The organism is Burkholderia arboris (assembly GCF_902499125.1).
GTDB lineage: Bacteria > Pseudomonadota > Gammaproteobacteria > Burkholderiales > Burkholderiaceae > Burkholderia > Burkholderia arboris.
This window is the reverse complement of sequence record NZ_CABVPX010000008.1, coordinates 76,869-93,688: the sequence shown is the minus strand read 5'-3', so window position 1 is coordinate 93,688 and position 16,820 is coordinate 76,869. Positions and strand designations below refer to the sequence as shown.

The following is a 16,820-nucleotide window of genomic DNA, read 5'->3' as shown; positions in this document are numbered from 1 at the left end:
CGCGCGATGCATGACGCTACGCGGCCCACTGCAAGGAGAATGCATCGATGAACGCGAATCCGACGCCCCGTACCGGGCAAGACGTGCCGACGGTCAAGCTGCTGATCGACGGCGCCTTCGTCGAGTCCGCCACCCATGAGTGGCGCGACATCGTCAACCCGGCGACGCAGCAGGTGCTCGCGCGCGTGCCGTTCGCGACCGTCGCCGAAGTCGACGCGGCCGTGCAGGCCGCGCACGCCGCGTACGCGACGTGGAAGAACACGCCGATCGCCGCGCGCATGCGCATCATGCTGAAGTTCCAGGATCTCGTGCGCACGAACCTGCAACGCATCGCGAAGACGCTGACGGCCGAGCAGGGCAAGACGATTCCCGACGCCGAAGGCGACATCTTCCGCGGCCTCGAAGTGGTCGAGCACGCGTGTTCGATCGGCACGCTGCAGCTCGGCGAATTCGCGGAGAACGTCGCGGGCGGCGTCGATACCTACACGCTGCGCCAGCCGCTCGGTGTATGCGCGGGGATCACGCCGTTCAACTTCCCCGCGATGATTCCGCTGTGGATGTTCCCGATGGCGATCGTGTGCGGCAACACGTTCGTGCTGAAGCCGTCCGAGCAGGATCCGATGTCGACGATGGAACTCGTCGAGCTCGCGGTCGAAGCCGGTGTACCGAAAGGCGTACTGAACGTCGTGCACGGCGGCAAGGAAGTCGTCGATGCGATCTGCACGCATCCGCTCGTGAAGGCGATCTCGTTCGTCGGCTCGACGGCGGTCGGCACGCACGTGTACAACCTCGGCAGCGCGCACGGCAAGCGCGTGCAGTCGATGATGGGCGCGAAGAACCACGCGATCGTCCTGCCCGACGCGAACCGCGAGCAGGCGATCAACGCACTCGTCGGCGCGGGTTTCGGCGCCGCCGGCCAGCGCTGCATGGCGACGTCGGTCGCGGTGCTCGTCGGCAAGGCGCGCGACTGGCTGCCGGATCTCGTCGCGAAGGCGAAGGCACTGAAAGTCAATGCGGGCGCGGAAGCCGGCACGGACGTCGGGCCGGTCGTGTCGAAGACCGCGAAGGAACGCATCCTGTCGCTGGTCGACGCGGGCGTGAAGGAAGGCGCGAAGCTCGAACTCGACGGCCGCGGCGTGAAGGTGGACGGCTACGAGCACGGCAACTTCATCGGCCCGACGATCTTCTCGGGCGTGACGACCGGCATGTCGGTCTACACGCATGAAATCTTCGGCCCGGTGCTGGTCGTCATGGAAGTCGACACGCTCGACGAAGCGATCGCGCTCGTCAACGCGAACCCGTTCGGCAACGGCGTCGGCCTGTTCACGCAGAGCGGCGCGGCCGCGCGCAAGTTCCAGAGCGAGATCGACATCGGCCAGGTCGGCATCAACATCCCGATCCCGGTGCCCGTGCCGTTCTTCAGCTTCACCGGTTCGCGCGGCTCGAAGCTCGGCGATCTCGGCCCGTACGGCAAGCAGGTCGTGCAGTTCTACACGCAGACCAAGACGGTCACCGCCCGCTGGTTCGACGACGACACGACGGCCGGCCCGGTGAACACGACGATCCGGCTGCATTGAGCGGCGGAGGAGACCACCATGAAAATCGGATTTATCGGCCTCGGCCACATGGGCGCGCCGATGGCGCTGAACCTGCTGAAAGCCGGCCATGAAGTGCACGCGTTCGACCTGAGCGCCGACGCGTTGCGCGCGCTGCAGGACGCCGGCGCGCAGGTGGCCGCGTCGCCGCGCGATGCGGCGTCGGGCGCGACGTTCGTGATCACGATGCTGCCGGCCGCGCCGCACGTGCGCTCGGTGCTGTCCGGCGAGAACGGCGTGCTGGCCGGCCTCGGCGCGGGCGCGACCGTGATCGATTCGAGCACGATCGACCCGGCGAGCGCACAGGCATTCGGCGCGCTGGTGCGCGAGCACGGCGGCGCGTTCGTCGATGCGCCGGTGTCGGGCGGCACCGGCGGCGCGGCGGCCGGCACGCTGACCTTCATGGTCGGCGGCAGCGACGCGGATTTCGAGCGCGTGAAGCCGGTGCTCGCGGGCATGGGCAAGAACATCGTCCACTGCGGCGCGACGGGCATGGGGCAGGTCGCGAAGGTCTGCAACAACCTCGTGCTCGGCATCTCGATGGCGGCCGTGTCGGAGGCGATGTCGCTCGGCGTCGCGCTCGGCATCGACCCGAAGGTGCTGGCCGGCATCGTCAACACGTCGACGGGCCGTTGCTGGAGCTCGGATACCTACAACCCGTATCCGGGCGTGATCGAGACCGCGCCGTCGTCGCGCGGCTACTCGGGCGGCTTCGGCACCGACCTGATGCTGAAGGATCTCGGCCTCGCGAACGACGCGGCGAAGCAGGCACGCCAGCCCGTCTATCTCGGCGCGCTCGCGCAGCAGCTGTACCAGACGATGAGCAGCCGCGGCGACGGCCAGCTCGATTTCTCGGCGGTGATCCGCCTGTACCAACCGGCAACGAAGAAGGACGCGTGATGATCGAACTGGACTACGTCGACGACGGCGCAATCGCGTGCGCGACGCTCAAGCGTCCGCCCGCGAACGCCTTTACCGCCGACGGGCTGCAGGAACTGCAGGCGACCGTCGCCGAACTGAACGCCAACCCGCGCGTGCGGGCACTCGTGATCACCGGCGACGGCCCGAAGTTCTTCAGCGCGGGCGCCGACCTCAACACGTTCGCCGACGGCGACCGTGCGGTCGCGCGCTCGATGGCGTCGCGCTTCGGCGCGGCGTTCGAGGCGCTGCATGACGCACGCGTCGTGACGATCGCGGCGATCAACGGCTATGCGATGGGCGGCGGGCTCGAATGCGCGCTCGCGTGCGACCTGCGGATCGCCGAGACGCATGCGCAGATGGCGCTGCCGGAGCCGTCGGTCGGCCTGCTGCCGTGCGGCCTCGGCACGCAGACGCTGCCCTGGCTCGTCGGCGAGGGCTGGGCGAAGAAGATCATCCTGACCGGCGCGCGCGTCGATGCGGCGACGGCGCTGCGGATCGGCCTCGTCGAGGACGTGGTGGAAAGCGGGGCCGCGCGCGATGCGGCGCTGGCGCTCGCGCGCAACGTCGCGCGGCAGAGCCCGCATGCGGTCGCGTACAGCAAGGAACTGATCGGCCTCGCGCGCCGCGGCGTGCCGCGCAGTGCGGCGCTCGCGGTCGAGCGCGAACGTTTCGTCGACCTGTTCGACACGAACGATCCGCGCGAAGGCGTGGCCGCGTTCCTCGGCAAGCGCGCGCCGCAATGGCACACCGATGGAGAGCCGCAACGATGAGCACGCCGGTGACGAAACACGACGCGTTCGCGGAGCACGCGCCCGAGGTGCTGTTCCGCGTGGTGAACCGCGTGGCGCTGATCACGCTGAACCGGCCGGCCGCGCTCAACGCGCTGTCGTACGCGATGATCGGCGAGCTGGCCGCGCTGTTCGAACGCTGCCGCACCGACGAACAGATTGTCGCGGTCGTGCTGCGCGGCGCGGGCGAGAAGGGCTTCTGCGCGGGCGGCGACGTGCGCGCGCTGCACCGGATGGTCGCGCAGCGCGAAACCTGGCTGCCGTTCTTCGTCGACGAATACCGGCTCGACTACGCGATCCACACGTTCCCGAAGCCGGTGGTCGCGCTGATGGACGGCGTGACGATGGGCGGCGGCATGGGGCTTGCGCAAGGCGCGGCGCTGCGCGTCGCGACCGAGCGCAGCAAGATCGCGATGCCGGAAACGCGCATCGGCCTCGTGCCCGATGTCGGCGCGACGCATTTCCTGTCGCGCATGCCGGTCGAACTCGAGCTGTACACGGGGCTGACGGGCGCGATGCTGTCGGGCGCCGACGCGCTGAGCGCGAAGCTTGCGGATCTGTGCGTGCCGTCCGCGTGGCTCGACACGTTCGAGACGCGCATCGAAAGCGTCAGGTGGGAAGGCGATGCGCTGCCGCTGCTGCGCAAGGTGTTCGAGCCGCCGTGCAACGTGGTGCCGCATGCGGCGCTCGACAGCCAGATGCCGTGGATCGTCCGCCACTTCGACAAACGCTCGACCGTCGAGCGGATCGTCGCGACGCTTACGCAGGATCTCGCGCGTGAAGAGCTGTCGCGCGAGCACCGTCAATGGTTGCAGGCGACGCTCGATGCGCTCGCGAGCCATTCGCCGACGATGCTCTCGGTGACGCGCGAGGCGCTGTTGCGCGGCCGGCAGATGACGCTCGCCGAATCGTTCCGGATGGAGCTCGGCATCGTCGCGCGTGCGATCGAGGAAGGCGACTTCTGCGAAGGCGTGCGCGCGCATCTCGTCGACAAGGATCGCAAGCCGCGCTGGGCGCCCGCGTCGCTGGTCGAAGTGCGCGCCGAACGCGTGCGGCATTTCCTGACGTCGCCGTGGAAGCTGTTCGCACATCCGCTCGCCGATCTCGGCGCGGCGTGATCTCCCGACGCGCCGCGCGGCGGTGCGTCGGTTTCAACCCATCTCATCGCGCGTCGGCGGGACGCTCGATCATCGGCGGAATCGCCTGCGCGAGCGCGTCGATCACGCAGCGCGTCTTGCGCGGCAGGTAGCGCGTCTTCGGCCAGATCGCGTGGATGTCGCCTTCGCACACGAAGCAGCGATCCAGCACGACCACCATCTCGCCGCGCTTCACGTAATGGTCGAGCAGCCAGCTCGGCACCCACGCGATCCCGAACCCCGACGCGCCGGCCGCCGCGATCGCCTGCACGTCGTCGAAACTCAGTTGATGCGGCATGTCGATCCGCACCGTCGAGCCGTCCGGCGCGCGCAAGTCCCACGGTTGAATGACGCCCGAGCGTGAATACGCGATCGTCCGGTGGTGCTTCAGGTCGTCGAGCGTCTTCGGCATTCCGTAGCGCGCGAGATACGACGGCGCGGCGCCGAGGCTGCCGTATTGCGTGCCGAGCCGCCGCACCGCGAGGCTCGTGCTGTCCGCGAGCGTGCCGATCCGCACGGCGAGGTCGATGCCTTCCTCGACGAGATCGACGAAACGGTCGGTGATCGACACATCGATCCGCAGATGCGGATAGTTGCGCGCAAGGTCCAGCACGATCGGCGTCACGCAGTGGTGCCCGAACGCGAGCGGCACGCTCAGCCGCAGTTTGCCGCGCGCCTCGTTGCGGCCGCAATCGAGATCGGCTTCCGCCGCTTCCAGCTCCGACAGCGCGCGCACGCAGCGGTCGTAGTACGCCTGGCCGTCGTCGGTCAGGCTCTGGCTGCGCGTCGTGCGTTGCAGCAGCCGCGCGCCGAGCCGCTTCTCGAGCCGCGCGATCGCCTTGCCGACCGCCGAGCGCGTCATGTCGAGCCGCTCGGCGGCGAGCGCGAAGCTGCCCGATTCCACTACCTGGACGAAGGTCGTCACGCCGTCGAGTCTGTCGGTCATCGCGAGTTGCCGTGATTGAGTCCTGAGATTCCCCAGTTCGTGGAAATATACGCGTCAATGGGGAAGGGAATTCTCACTATAGTACCGATTCCCGTCCAGCGTGCGTCGCCGGCCGCACGCGGCGAATCCTACTCACCTGGAGGCGCGCGGCCTGTCGCCGGGCCGCCGCGCAATACGCATGACGCTATCCGATTCCCGCAGGAATGCGGTCGCACTCGCGGCCGTCTGTCTCACGTCGCTGATGTTCGGCCTCGAAATCTCGAGCGTGCCGGTGATCCTGCCGACGCTCGAACGCGTGCTGCATGGCGATTTCAACGGCATGCAGTGGATCATGAATGCGTACACGATCGCGTGCACGACGGTGTTGATGGCGGCCGGCACGCTCGCCGACCGGTTCGGCCGCAAGCGCGTGTACGTGATCGGCACCGTGCTGTTCGGCGCGACGTCGCTGCTGTGCGGGCTCGCGCCGAACGTGCCGGTGCTCGTCGCGGGCCGGCTGCTGCAGGGCGCGAGCGGCGGCGCGATGCTGATCTGCCAGATTGCGGTGCTGTCGCACCAGTTCCGCGAGGGCCGCGAACGCGGCCGCGCCTTCGGGATCTGGGGAATCGTGTTCGGCATCGGGCTCGGCTTCGGGCCGATCGCCGGCGGCGCGATCGTCGCGCTGGCGAGCTGGCCGTGGGTGTTCCTCGTCCATGCGCCGCTCGCGGCCGTCGCGCTCGTGCTGATCGGCGGCGCGGTGCAGGAATCGCGCGATCCGCATGCGGGTACGCTCGACGTCGCGGGCATCGTCACGCTGTCGCTCGCGGTGCTCGGTCTCGCGTTCTACATCACGCAAAGCGCCGAGCTGGGGCTGACGAGCGCGGCGGGCCTCGGCGTGCTCGGCGCAACCGTGCTCGCGGTGATCGGCTTCGTCATCGCGGAGCGCGCCAGCGCGCGGCCGATGTTCGACTTCTCGGTGTTCCGGATCCGCGCGTTCACCGGCGCGATCTTCGGCTCGATGGGGATGAACTTCAGCTTCTGGCCGTTCATGATCTACCTGCCGATCTGGTTCCAGGTCGCGCTCGGCTACGACAGCGTGACGGCCGGCCTCGCATTGCTCGCGTACACGCTGCCGACGCTGGTCGCACCGCCGTTCGGCGAGCGGCTCGCGTTGCGCTACGGGCCGGGCGTCGTGATTCCGGGCGGCCTGTTCACGATCGCGGCCGGCTTCGCGCTGATGCGGCTCGGCAGCGCGGCCGAGCATGCGAGCTGGCTGACGATGCTGCCCGGCTGCGTGATCGCCGGCATCGGGCTCGGGTTGACGAACACGCCCGTTACCAACACGACGACGGGCGCGGTACCGAGTTCGCGGGCCGGGATGGCGTCGGGGATCGACATGAGCGCGCGGATGATCTCGCTCGCGCTGAACATCGCGGCGATGGGCTTCGTGCTGGTCGCGGGGATCGTTGCGAGCCTGAAGGGCGGGGCGGCGGGCGCGATCGGCGCTGCCGCGTTGCGCCGGCTCGCGCAGGAGATCGCGTCGGGCCGCACCGACGGGCTGCACGCGATCGCGCCGGCGCTCGCGCAGGCCGACCCGACCGGCGCGGCGCTGCATGCGGCGCTCGTGCACGGCTTCGGCTGGGTGATGGTGTACGGCGCGGCCGGCGTGGCCGTGCTCGCAACGGCAAGCGCGGTGGCGTTCGCGCCTGCACGGCGCGGGGCGGCCGTGTGCGAATGACGCGGCCCGCGCGTCGCGCCGGCCTGCCGGTCAGGACGTGCCGCCGCCGAGCGCGCGGTAGAGCTTCATCTGGTTGTTGAGCCGGTTCAGGCGCGTCAGCTCGTCGGCGCTTTGCGCGCTCCTCAGTACCTGCTGCTGGTCGAGCCACGGTTGCACGGCGGTTGCGCCGGCCGCGAAGCGCGCGGCGGCCAGCCGCTCGGCACGCTGCGCCTGGGCCAGCGACAACGCGCGCTGTTCGGCCTCGCGTTCGAGCTGCACGCGTGCCGACAACGCATTCTCGACTTCCGCGAGCGCCGTATGGAGGCGCTGGCGGAATCCGACCACCGCTTCCTCGTACTGCGACTTCGACACCTTGATCTGCAGCTGCATCGTGTTCCACTGGATGAACGGCAGTGCGAGGCCGAGCCCGAGCGTGCCGACCGGATTCATCAGCACGCGCTCGAGGCTCGTGCTCGTGGTGCCGGCGCTGCCGGTCAGCGTGAAGGTCGGGTAGAAGCTCGTGCGCGTCGCGTCGACCTGCGCGAGCGACTCGCGCAGCCGGAATTCCGCCGCACGCAGGTCGGGGCGCCGGCCGAGCAGGCTCGCGGGCAGGCCGGCTGCCACTTCCGGTGGCGCTGCGGCGGGCAGCGCCGACGGTTCGGCCGCGCGCTCCTGCGGCGGCCGGTCGAACAGGATGGCGAGCGCGTGGCGGTTCTCGGTGCGCTGCTGGATCAGCTGCGTCTGCGTGGCGCGTTGCGCGGCGAGGCTCTGTTCGGCCTGCGCGAGGTCGAGCCCCGACACGGCGCCGGCCGTGTGCCGCGACCGGACGACCGCGAGCGTGCGCACCGCATACGCGATGTTCGCGTCGCCGAGCGCGATCTGCCGGTTCAGATAACCGATCTGCCAGTACAGCGACGCGGTCGTGCCGATCAGCGACAGCCGGGCGGCTTCGAGATCGGCGGCCGTTGCATCGGCTTCCCAGTGCGCGGCATCGCGCAGCGCGGCCAGCCGGCCCCACAGGTCGATTTCGTAGCTGAGCGAACCGTTGATGCCGCTCGACCGGCTCGTCCGGTGCGTATCGAGCGTGCGCGACACGGCGCCGTTCCCGCCGGCCGTCACGTTGGGCGTCAGGTTCGTATCGGCGAGCCCGGCCTGCAGTTGCGCGCGATACACGCGGATCGCCGCGATCGCGAGGTCGTTGTTGGTGCGCAGCGCGTCGTCGATCAGCGCGTCGAGTTGCGGATCGCCGAAGCTGCGCCACCAGTCGTGCGCGGTGGCCGGCGCGTCGGCCGCGATGGGGGCGGCCCAGTTCGCGGGCATCGCGACCGCCGGCAGCGGGTCGTGGCGCGCGCCCGCGCAGCCGGCGAGCAGCGCGGCCGCGCACGCGATTGCGCCGAAGCGGTGAAGCGGTGAGGAATGCGTCATGGCAGGTCTTTCGTCAGTCGCGCGCGAGCGCATCGATCGGATCGAGCCGCGACGCGTTGCGCGCGGGCATGAAACCGAATATCACACCGGTGAGCGTCGAGCACACGAACGCCGTCACGATCGCACCGGCGGAGAACACCATCTTCCACTGCGCGACGAACATCGAGAACAGTGCGCCGAGCCCGAACGACAGCGCGATGCCGATCGTGCCGCCGAGCAGGCAGACGAGCACGGCCTCGACGAGGAACTGCTGCAGGATGTCGGACTGGCGCGCGCCGACGGCCATCCGGATACCGATCTCGCGCGTGCGCTCGGTGACCGACACCAGCATGATGTTCATCACGCCGATCCCGCCGACGACGAGCGAGATCACGGCGATCAGCGACAGCAGCAGCGTCAGCGACTGGCCGGTCTTCTCGACGGTCTTGACCACGCTGTCCATGTTGTACGTGAAGAAATCCTTGCGGCCGTGGCGCTGGATCATCAGCTTCTCGAGGCTTTTCTCGGCAGCGATGCTCGGCTGCCCGTCGCGCACGCGCACGGTGATGCTGTCGAGATAGCGCTGGCCGAACAGGTGCCCGCTCGCGGTGGTGTACGGCACCCACACGTTCAGGCTTTTCACGCTGCCGAACGCGCTCTTCTTGTCGGCCGTCACGCCGATCACGACGCACGGCACGTTGTCGACCAGGATCACGTCGCCGACCGGGTTGCGCGTCGCGCCGAACAGCTTGCGGCGCGTGTTCTGGTCGATCACGGCCACCTGCGCCTGGCGGCGCACCGCGTCGTCGTCGAACCCGGCGCCGAGCGCGAAGCGCATCCCGCGTGCCTGGAAGTAGCGGTCGCCGACGCCGCTCACGAGCGCGTTGACGTCGACGTTGCGGTAGCGCAGCAGCAGCGTGCGCGACGTTTCGGGTGTCGCGCTGTCGACGTACGGCTGCTCGGCGAGCGCGGCGACGTCGGCCGGCACGAGCGTCTGGATCGTGTCGGCGCGGCTGTCGCCCCAGTCGGTGCCCGGATAGACGTTGATCGTGTTGGTGCCGATGCTGCCGATCTCGTCGAGCATGTAGCGCTTCGCGCCTTCGCCGACCGCGACGATCGACACGACCGACGTGATGCCGATGATGATGCCGAGCATCGTCAGCAGCGTGCGCAGCCGGTGCGACACGAGCGCGATCCACGCCATCCGGCATGCCTCGGCGAAGCGGCCGGTGCCGGCCGCGAAGCGGCGCGCGCGCGGGCCGGGTTCGGCGTCAGAGGGCGGCGGCGCATCGTGAGCGGCGGGTGCGGAGGGCGCGTCCGTTGCCGGGCCGGACGCTGCGGCGGCAGCGATGCCGGCTTCCGCAAGCGCTTCCGCGTAGTGGCGGTTCGGCCGGTCGGCGACGATCTCGCCATCGCTGATTTCGATGATGCGTCGCGCATGGCGCGCGACGGCCTTGTCGTGCGTGACGATGACGATCGTATGGCCGAGCGCGTTCAGCTCGTGCAGGATCCGGATCACGTCCTGGCCGCTTTTCGTGTCGAGCGCGCCGGTCGGTTCGTCGGCGAGGATCACCTGGCCGCCGTTCATCAGCGCACGCGCGATGCTCACGCGCTGCTGCTGGCCGCCGGACAGTTGCCCGGGCCGATGATGCGCGCGATCCGCGAGCCCGAGGCGCGCGAGCAGTTCGCGTGCGCGTGCGTGCCGCGCCGCTCGCGTGGTGCCCGCGTAGATCGCCGGCATTTCGAGGTTCGCGACCGCGTCGACGTGCGGCAGCAGGTGATAGCGCTGGAACACGAAGCCGAAGTGCTCGCGACGCAGCTGCGCCAGCTCGTCGCTGTCGAGCATGTGCGTATCGCGTCCGCCGACCGTGTAGATGCCTTCGCTCGGGTGATCGAGGCAGCCGAGGATGTTCATCAGTGTCGACTTGCCGGAGCCCGACGCGCCGACGATCGCGACGATCTCGCCCGCATCGATCGACAGGTTCACGTTGTTCAGGACGACGACGTCCTTGTCGCCGGCCGGAAAGCGTCGCGTGACGGCCGCGAGTTTCAGCAGGGGCTGGCTCATCGTCACACCACGTCCGATAGCGGCGCGTGCTCGTCCGCCGAGGCTTCGCCGATCACGACGCGCTCGCCGTCCTTCAGGCCGGCCAGCACTTCGACGCGCACGTTGTTGTTGATGCCGATGCGGATGTTGCGCGTTTCCGTGCTGCCGTCGGCGCGCAGCACGCGCACCGCATAGGTGCCGTCCTTGCGTTTCTCGCCGAGCGCCGCGGCCGGAATGCTGAGCGCGTTGCGTGCGTTGCCGAGCACGATGCTGACTTGCGCGGTCATCGAGATGCGCAGCCGGTGCTCGGGATTCGGCACGTCGAACAGCGCGTTGTAGAACACCGCGGCGTTCGGTTTCGCGCTGCCGCCCGCGCCGCCGCCGAGCGCGCTTTGCGCGTCGGCGTAGTTCTGCGGCGCCGGCTCGATCGCGCGCAGCTTGCCGTAGTGACGCTTGTCCGGCTCGCCGAGGATCGTGAAATACGCGGTCTGGCCGGCGCTCACGCGGATCACGTCGGCTTCCGACACCTGTGCCTTCACGGTCATCGTGTCGAGATTCGCGAGCTTCAGGATCACCGGCGCCTGCTGCTGCGCGATCACGGTCTGGCCTTCCTGCGTGACGATCGCGACGACCTCGCCGTCGATCGGCGCGACGATGCGCGTATAGCCGAGGTTGGCCTGCGCGGTCTCGATCTGGATGCGGGCCGAACGGATCTGCGCGGCGAGCGACGCGAGTGTCGCGCGCTGCACGTCGAGCGTCGCGCGCGCGGCCTCGAACGATTCGCGCGACGTCGCATCGTCGGGCAGCATCGCCTGCTGGCGCCGGAACGCGAGTTCGGCCTGCGTCAGTTGCGCGGCGGTCGACTGATGTTGTGCACGCAGGCTTTCTTCGCTCGCGCGCGCCTGGCGCAGCGTGTTTTCCGAAATCACGGGGTCGATCTCGGCGAGCCACTGGCCCTTCGTGACCTTGTCGCCGAGCTTGACCTTCAGCGTCTTCAATTGCCCCGACACCTGCGCACCGACGTCGACCTGCCTGAATGCCTGCAGCGCGCCGGTCGCGAGTACCGCGTTCTCGAGATCGCCGCGCGTGACGGGCGCGGACAGGTACTGCGGATGCTTGTCGGGCGCGCAGGCCTTCAGCGTGACGCCGGCCGCGATCGCGACGACGGCAAGGGTAGCCAGCACGATGCGCCGGCGGCGATGGGTCTTCTGGGTCATGAGAGCGCAGCGAGGATGAAGCGGGCGCCGGCGATGCGTGCGGCCGAGCAGGGCGATCCGGTTGGTGTCGCATGCCGGGCGTGTTGCCCGCGACGGAATCCGCGTACGCATCGCGCGGGCGTGCCGAATCGAATCAGACGCTCATGGTAAGCGAGGAATTCGCGCCAAATCGTGTGGAAATTGTGCTGAATTGTGCGAGAGCCGTGCCGCAGCGGCGGGCGGGCGGCGCGATTGTGGCGATCCGTGAATGGGCGGCCGCCCGCGCTACCGCTGCGCGGCGACGATCGCGAGCATCGGCCGGTCGCGCTCCTCGTCGAGCGCGGGCATCGCGTCGACCTGCTCGGGCGTCGGCCCCCATTCGTCCAGGTGCGTGAGCGTGAAGCCGCTGCCGATCAGCAGGTTCACGAGCGTGCCGAGCGTGCGGTGCTGCTTGACGACACCCGGCGCGAGCCAGTCGGTCACGCGTTCGCCTTCGCGCTGGTAGCCGTCGAGTGGCCACGAACGGTTGCCCTGCGCATCGACGACGAAGCCGGGCCGGCGTGGCGCCGTATAGACCGGATGCTCGATCGAGAACACGAGCCGCCCGCCCGGCGCGAGCGCGCGGTGGATCGACCGCAGCAGCGTGTCGAGATGCGCGATGTAGTGGAACGCGAGCGAGCTGTATGCGAGATCGAACGCGGCATCCGGCAGCGCGAGCGTTTCGAGGTCGGCGCGGCGGTACGTGATCGCCGGATGCGCGGCGGTCGATGCCGCGCGTGCGAGCATGCGTTCGGACACGTCGACGCCGAGCACGCTGGCTGCCCCCTGATCGGCCGCCCAGCGGCTGAACCAGCCGTAGCCGCAGCCGAGGTCGAGCACGTGGCGGCCTCGCAGATCCGGCAGCAGCGCCCGCAGCGCGGGCCATTCGGGCGCGCCGTCGAGCCCGTGAACCGAGCGGCTCAGGCGGCTGTAGCCTTCGAAGAAGGCCGGGTCGTCGTAAATGTTCTGCGTCATGCGTCGGGCCTCGTGCGAGCGGGGCACGCGGTGCGGCGCGCCCGATCCCGCGAGCTTACGCGTGCTGCCCGCCCGCGTCGATCCTGCGCCGTGTATCGGCATCGACGATCTCGCGGATCGCGCTGAACAGCGGCGCGGCGTCGGTATAGCGCCGCCCATAGCCGAGATTGAATGCGTAGTCGAAATCGGGCGGGTTGCTGCCCTGGTTGTGCTGCAGGATCGTTTCGAGCTTGTCGAGCGCCTTCGCCGCGCGCGCCTCCGGCGACGCGGCGGCCTCGTATTCGTCCCACAGCGTGACGATTTCGTCGCGCAGCGTGCGGTCGAGCGAGGCGGTCAGCGTCAGCAGGTCGTCGCGTTCGTGCGCGCTCTTGTCGGGGTGCGCGGCCTGCTCGATCGCGGGGATGTCGCCGTGCAGCGCCTCGCCGAGATCGTGGACGACGCACAGCTTCAGCAGTTTCAGCGTGTCGATGCCGGGCAGCGCATCGGCGAACACGAGCGCCATCAGGCACAGCCGCCAGCTGTGCTCGGCCGTGCTTTCCGGGCGGCCGGCCGACGTGTAGCCGCTGCGCAGCACGTCCTTCAGGCGTTCGGCTTCGCGCAGGAAATCGAGCCGCGCGCGGATCGTATCGGGATTCATGGTCGGCGTCCTTGCGATGAGCCGTCAAGCGTACGCCGGCCGCGCGCGGTTGGTCCACGCATGAAATATGCGTGGCGGAGGCGGGATCGGGCGTGACGGGCCGGCCCCGCCGACGGATGCGCCTAGATCAGCGAAAAGCCGGCCCAGCAGAACAGCGCGAAGAAGCCGGTCTGGATCAGGACGACGAAGCCGAATGCGTAGGGATGGCTGCGGCGCGCCACGCGCTGGCCGCCGGCGTTGGCGACGCCGGAGCGAAGCGCGCCCAGTATCGCGATGCCCGTATAGAGCATGAACGCGACGATCACGAGCGCGCGTACGGCGAACATCGACATAGGGCAATCCTCCGGGCCGCGCCGTCAGTCAAGATGAATTCCTGTGCGTTGCGTGCGACTGCGCCGACGCGCGCAGCGCGTTGCAATGCCGCGCTTACGCATCGTGCAGCGTTTCCACGAGGCGCGCGGCCGAGCCGTCCGACAGCGTCATCCGTGTCCACCGGCACCGGCTGCCGCGAATCGGCACGACGCGCGACGCATTCGCGCCGGTGTCGAATTCGACGCTCGGCGGCCCCGCGCGGTCGTGCCAGCCGAGCGGGTCGAGCGCGGCTTCCATGCGGGCGATTTCCGGCGTCGCGTAGCGCCACAGCGACGCGCCGAGCAGTGTCGACAGCGGTTGCGAGAATTCGGCCGCACGCGCCGGCGAGCTGGCGAGCAGGCGGTGCGTGAGATCGCACACGAGATGCATGCGGCCCGCGCTGCCCGCGACGAGCCGCGCGAGCGCGTGGTCGCCCGCGGAATCGAGGCGCGCGGCGAGCAACTGCTCGGCCGTCGCGCGCTCGTCGGGCGACATCTGCTGGAGGCCGGCCTCCCAGCGCGAGATCGTCGATTGCGCGACGCCGAACAGTTCGGCCGCGTGGCTTTGCTTGATGCGGCGCAGCGCGCGCCAGCGCCTGAGCTGCGGGCCGAGCGAGGACGGATGTGGCGAAGGGTCACGCATGTCGATGCTCCTCTTTCAGGCGTCGGCCGGGCGCGTTGCCGGGGCGGTCGCGCTAGAACCCGGCGAGCGGCCGGTCCCTGAGTGAAAAAATCGCGACCGGCAGCAGCAGGATGCCGCCCAGCACGAGCACGCCGTCGGCCGCCACGGTGACAGGCGTGGCCAGGATCCGGAGTCCCTTCGCAAAGGCCGACGGCGATTCGTCGATGCCGACCGTATAGCGTTCGTTGAACGCCTGCGCGGCGCCGTCCGGCTTCAGCGTGAAGCCCTCGGTGGAGTAGCGCTTGCCGACGATGTTGCCGTCGAGTTCGAGCTGGTTGCGCCGGGCGCTGAAGCCATCGGCGGCTGCCGCCAGGCGCTCGTCGGCCGACGCGTCCTTCGACAGAACGGTGTCGTAGTTGCCGGTCACGTCGCTGCCGTCGGCATGGAAGCTGCTGAACGACGTATGCAGCGATTTGCGGTAGCTCGCCGCCAGCACCGGGCGCAGCTTCTCCGGCAGATCGAAGATGTAGTGATAGCGCTCGCCCAGCACCACCAGTTTTTTGCCGTCTTTCGTGATCAGGAAGGCGGAAACGTGCTCGATGTAGGTTTCGTCGTGGTTTTCGTAGAGCGCCGGCGTAAAACAACCCGACAGCGCGAGGCTGCTGGCGGCCATGCCTGCGGCCAGCAGGCGCCGGCGCGTGATCGATGTGCTCATTTCTTGTTGTCCCGTCTGTGCGGTTCGGTTCAGTTCAGTGGCTTTCGCCCTCGGAAGCCGGATTCTCGCGTATCAGCCGCATGTTGTCGAACGGGAAATCTGCCAGGGCAGCGGCCGGCAGGACCGGCTCGCGCCCCGCCGAAAACGTTTTCGTCAGGCTTTCAACCCACTCCGCCATATCTTATTATTCGGCCAGAGCGGTGCGTGCCGGCCGCCATCGATCATGCCGAAGGCATGACGCGCCGGCAACGATTACCGCCTTCCGGCCGGCGCGTCGCACGACGCGTGGTCGAAATGACAGGGAACGCGAGGCCGCGCGTATCCCGAAAAATGACACGAGGGCGCGATGGTACGACTGGTGTTGCTGCTGCTGGGCATCGAATATCTGCGAACCCGCTGGCGCGGGCTGACCGTGCTGGGCTGGCTGTGGGTGGCCGCGGGCGTCGGCATCTTCGTCGACGCGCTCGACGGCGCGCTGCATTTCCCGATCGAGCTGTTCGCGTGGCTGTTCCTGATCGAGGGGCTCGCGACGCTCGCGGTGGCCGGCAGCGGTGTCGGCGGGCAGCGCATCCTGCGCTACGTGAAGGGCATCGTCGTCGTGGTCGCCGCGGGGCTCGTGTTTGCCGGCCATCACCACGGCCACTTCCTGCTGTCGATGATCTTCGGCACGCTGTTCCTCGTCGACGGGCTGCTGCAGTGCACGTCCGCGTGGATGGTGCGCTACCGCCGCTGGAACGTGGCGTTCGCCTGGGGCGTCGTCGAGATCCTGCTCGCGATCTTCTTCTTCCAGCCGTACCCGACCCACTATGTCGGCACCGTACCGTACTGCCTCGGCCTGTTGCTGATGTTCGGCGGGATGCACATGCTGAGCCTTGCCGCGCGCGTGCGGCGGCTGACGCGCAATCCCGCGTTCGCGACGTCGCCCGCGCCGGCGTTCGTACCCGACCTCGACGAGGCGCGCGACCGGCCGCGGTTCGCGCAATCCGAATGGGACGGCCCGCCGGCCGATGGCGAGCATGCGCTCACCGTGCATGTGTGGACGCCGACCGGCACGTCGAAGGCCGAAGCGCAGCGCTATCCGGTGATCGACCGCTATATCGCGGCGGTGGACGTCAACGGCGTGATCTCGACCGGGCATGCGGCGCTGGAATCGCCGGAGGGCATCTACATCAGCCTGTATCCGGGTGTCGAAATCGATCGTTCTCCGGACGAATTCACGCGCATCCTGCGTGCGACGCGCGAGAACGACGTGCCGGGCCTGTTCCAGCCCGACTATGCGACCGAGTCGAAGGCGTGGTGCCCGTCGACGGTGCGCGTGCGTATCCGCAACTACGATCCGGCCAAGCTCGACGCGTTCTGGTTGTCGTACCGGCAGAACGTGACCTACAACCTCACGCACCGCAACTGCTCGAGCACCGTGTCGCAGGCGCTCGAAGCCGCGCTCGACGGCGCGGTGTGGCGGCTGAAGGGCGCGCGGGCCGGGTGGGGCGCGTTCGTGCGGCTGCTGCTCACGCCCGAGCTGTGGGTGGCCGCGCAGATCCGCAAGCGCGCGGTGACGATGGCGTGGACGCCCGGGCTCACGCTCGACTATGCGCGCGCGCTCAGCATGCTCGCCGATCCGCGCCCGTTCGCATGGTGGAAGGTCGCGCGCGCGGCGGTGAGCGCGATCATGGCATCGCGCCGCGCATGGCGCGAGCAGGACAACGCGGCGCTGTCGCCCGGCGGATCGGAGGCTGCGTCGATGAAGTGATCG

16 protein-coding genes are annotated in these 16,820 nt (G+C 69.2%); 6 read left to right on the top strand and 10 right to left on the bottom strand.

Going from position 1 to position 16,820, the window contains the following annotated elements; translation table 11 throughout:
* The first annotated feature begins 47 nt into the window (after positions 1-47).
* The 4 genes from BLA15945_RS12175 to BLA15945_RS12160 are packed head-to-tail and all read left to right on the top strand — an operon-like array spanning position 48 to position 4,422.
* On the top strand, positions 48-1,577 hold the full coding sequence (locus BLA15945_RS12175; RefSeq protein WP_059239482.1) for a CoA-acylating methylmalonate-semialdehyde dehydrogenase: 1,530 nt from the start codon (positions 48-50) through the stop codon (positions 1,575-1,577).
* A gap of 18 nt (positions 1,578-1,595) precedes the next feature.
* A complete protein-coding gene (mmsB, locus tag BLA15945_RS12170; RefSeq protein WP_069252269.1) occupies positions 1,596-2,495 on the top strand; it encodes a 3-hydroxyisobutyrate dehydrogenase in 900 nt (299 codons plus the stop codon).
* Positions 2,495-3,286: an enoyl-CoA hydratase gene (locus BLA15945_RS12165; protein ID WP_059239486.1), complete on the top strand. Its 792-nt coding sequence runs from the start codon at positions 2,495-2,497 to the stop codon at positions 3,284-3,286. Before mmsB ends, BLA15945_RS12165 begins: the two co-directional genes overlap by 1 nt.
* Complete coding sequence (locus tag BLA15945_RS12160; RefSeq protein WP_174992463.1) at positions 3,283-4,422, top strand: enoyl-CoA hydratase/isomerase family protein; 1,140 nt, start codon at positions 3,283-3,285, stop codon at positions 4,420-4,422. The genes BLA15945_RS12165 and BLA15945_RS12160 overlap by 4 nt, the downstream gene beginning before the upstream one ends.
* A 43-nt stretch (positions 4,423-4,465) precedes the next feature.
* Here the strand turns inward: BLA15945_RS12160 and BLA15945_RS12155 are convergent, their stop codons facing one another.
* On the bottom strand, positions 4,466-5,386 hold the full coding sequence (locus BLA15945_RS12155; RefSeq protein ID WP_174992462.1) for a LysR family transcriptional regulator: 921 nt from the start codon (positions 5,384-5,386) through the stop codon (positions 4,466-4,468).
* Positions 5,387-5,564: 178 nt separating this feature from the next.
* On the opposite strand from BLA15945_RS12155, the gene BLA15945_RS12150 reads away from it, so the two are divergent.
* Positions 5,565-7,103, top strand: a complete 1,539-nt coding sequence (locus BLA15945_RS12150) for an MFS transporter (RefSeq protein WP_059239493.1) — start codon at positions 5,565-5,567, stop codon at positions 7,101-7,103.
* 30 nt (positions 7,104-7,133) lie between these two features.
* Here BLA15945_RS12150 and BLA15945_RS12145 read toward each other — a convergent pair whose 3' ends face one another.
* The 9 genes from BLA15945_RS12145 to BLA15945_RS12105 all read right to left on the bottom strand — a co-directional run bounded on the left by BLA15945_RS12145 (position 7,134) and on the right by BLA15945_RS12105 (position 15,245).
* Entirely contained in the window at positions 7,134-8,507 is a 1,374-nt protein-coding gene (locus tag BLA15945_RS12145) for an efflux transporter outer membrane subunit (protein ID WP_059240930.1), read from the bottom strand.
* Positions 8,508-8,520: 13 nt separating this feature from the next.
* Positions 8,521-10,554, bottom strand: a complete 2,034-nt coding sequence (locus tag BLA15945_RS12140; RefSeq protein ID WP_174992461.1) for a MacB family efflux pump subunit — start codon at positions 10,552-10,554, stop codon at positions 8,521-8,523.
* Positions 10,555-10,556: 2 nt separating this feature from the next.
* Entirely contained in the window at positions 10,557-11,750 is a 1,194-nt protein-coding gene (locus tag BLA15945_RS12135; RefSeq protein WP_174992460.1) for an efflux RND transporter periplasmic adaptor subunit, read from the bottom strand.
* A gap of 264 nt (positions 11,751-12,014) precedes the next feature.
* Positions 12,015-12,743, bottom strand: a complete 729-nt coding sequence (locus BLA15945_RS12130) for a class I SAM-dependent methyltransferase (protein WP_174992459.1) — start codon at positions 12,741-12,743, stop codon at positions 12,015-12,017.
* Between the two features lie 55 nt (positions 12,744-12,798).
* Positions 12,799-13,380: an HD domain-containing protein gene (locus tag BLA15945_RS12125; protein WP_059239502.1), complete on the bottom strand. Its 582-nt coding sequence runs from the start codon at positions 13,378-13,380 to the stop codon at positions 12,799-12,801.
* A gap of 122 nt (positions 13,381-13,502) precedes the next feature.
* Complete coding sequence (locus BLA15945_RS12120) at positions 13,503-13,712, bottom strand: hypothetical protein (protein WP_174992458.1); 210 nt, start codon at positions 13,710-13,712, stop codon at positions 13,503-13,505.
* A gap of 94 nt (positions 13,713-13,806) precedes the next feature.
* A complete protein-coding gene (locus BLA15945_RS12115) occupies positions 13,807-14,373 on the bottom strand; it encodes a helix-turn-helix domain-containing protein (protein WP_174992457.1) in 567 nt (188 codons plus the stop codon).
* 52 nt (positions 14,374-14,425) lie between these two features.
* Positions 14,426-15,067, bottom strand: coding sequence for a hypothetical protein (locus BLA15945_RS12110; RefSeq protein ID WP_059239508.1), 642 nt, complete (start codon positions 15,065-15,067; stop codon positions 14,426-14,428).
* Between the two features lie 34 nt (positions 15,068-15,101).
* A complete protein-coding gene (locus BLA15945_RS12105; protein ID WP_174992456.1) occupies positions 15,102-15,245 on the bottom strand; it encodes a hypothetical protein in 144 nt (47 codons plus the stop codon).
* A gap of 168 nt (positions 15,246-15,413) precedes the next feature.
* Here BLA15945_RS12105 and BLA15945_RS12100 point away from each other — a divergent pair, with 168 nt between their 5' ends.
* Positions 15,414-16,817, top strand: a complete 1,404-nt coding sequence (locus tag BLA15945_RS12100) for an HdeD family acid-resistance protein (RefSeq protein WP_059239510.1) — start codon at positions 15,414-15,416, stop codon at positions 16,815-16,817.
* The last annotated feature ends 3 nt before the right edge of the window (positions 16,818-16,820 follow it).

What these genes read in the sequence shown, in the direction of transcription:
- BLA15945_RS12175 (WP_059239482.1), top strand. Translation starts at nt 48, where the DNA reads ATGAACGCGAATCCGACGCCCCGTACCGGGCAAGACGTGCCGACGGTC.
- mmsB (WP_069252269.1), top strand. Translation starts at nt 1,596, where the DNA reads ATGAAAATCGGATTTATCGGCCTCGGCCACATGGGCGCGCCGATGGCG.
- BLA15945_RS12165 (WP_059239486.1), top strand. Translation starts at nt 2,495, where the DNA reads ATGATCGAACTGGACTACGTCGACGACGGCGCAATCGCGTGCGCGACG.
- BLA15945_RS12160 (WP_174992463.1), top strand. Translation starts at nt 3,283, where the DNA reads ATGAGCACGCCGGTGACGAAACACGACGCGTTCGCGGAGCACGCGCCC.
- BLA15945_RS12155 (WP_174992462.1), bottom strand. Translation starts at nt 5,386, where the DNA reads ATGACCGACAGACTCGACGGCGTGACGACCTTCGTCCAGGTAGTGGAA.
- BLA15945_RS12150 (WP_059239493.1), top strand. Translation starts at nt 5,565, where the DNA reads ATGACGCTATCCGATTCCCGCAGGAATGCGGTCGCACTCGCGGCCGTC.
- BLA15945_RS12145 (WP_059240930.1), bottom strand. Translation starts at nt 8,507, where the DNA reads ATGACGCATTCCTCACCGCTTCACCGCTTCGGCGCAATCGCGTGCGCG.
- BLA15945_RS12140 (WP_174992461.1), bottom strand. Translation starts at nt 10,554, where the DNA reads ATGAGCCAGCCCCTGCTGAAACTCGCGGCCGTCACGCGACGCTTTCCG.
- BLA15945_RS12135 (WP_174992460.1), bottom strand. Translation starts at nt 11,750, where the DNA reads ATGACCCAGAAGACCCATCGCCGCCGGCGCATCGTGCTGGCTACCCTT.
- BLA15945_RS12130 (WP_174992459.1), bottom strand. Translation starts at nt 12,743, where the DNA reads ATGACGCAGAACATTTACGACGACCCGGCCTTCTTCGAAGGCTACAGC.
- BLA15945_RS12125 (WP_059239502.1), bottom strand. Translation starts at nt 13,380, where the DNA reads ATGAATCCCGATACGATCCGCGCGCGGCTCGATTTCCTGCGCGAAGCC.
- BLA15945_RS12120 (WP_174992458.1), bottom strand. Translation starts at nt 13,712, where the DNA reads ATGTCGATGTTCGCCGTACGCGCGCTCGTGATCGTCGCGTTCATGCTC.
- BLA15945_RS12115 (WP_174992457.1), bottom strand. Translation starts at nt 14,373, where the DNA reads ATGCGTGACCCTTCGCCACATCCGTCCTCGCTCGGCCCGCAGCTCAGG.
- BLA15945_RS12110 (WP_059239508.1), bottom strand. Translation starts at nt 15,067, where the DNA reads ATGAGCACATCGATCACGCGCCGGCGCCTGCTGGCCGCAGGCATGGCC.
- BLA15945_RS12105 (WP_174992456.1), bottom strand. Translation starts at nt 15,245, where the DNA reads ATGGCGGAGTGGGTTGAAAGCCTGACGAAAACGTTTTCGGCGGGGCGC.
- BLA15945_RS12100 (WP_059239510.1), top strand. Translation starts at nt 15,414, where the DNA reads ATGGTACGACTGGTGTTGCTGCTGCTGGGCATCGAATATCTGCGAACC.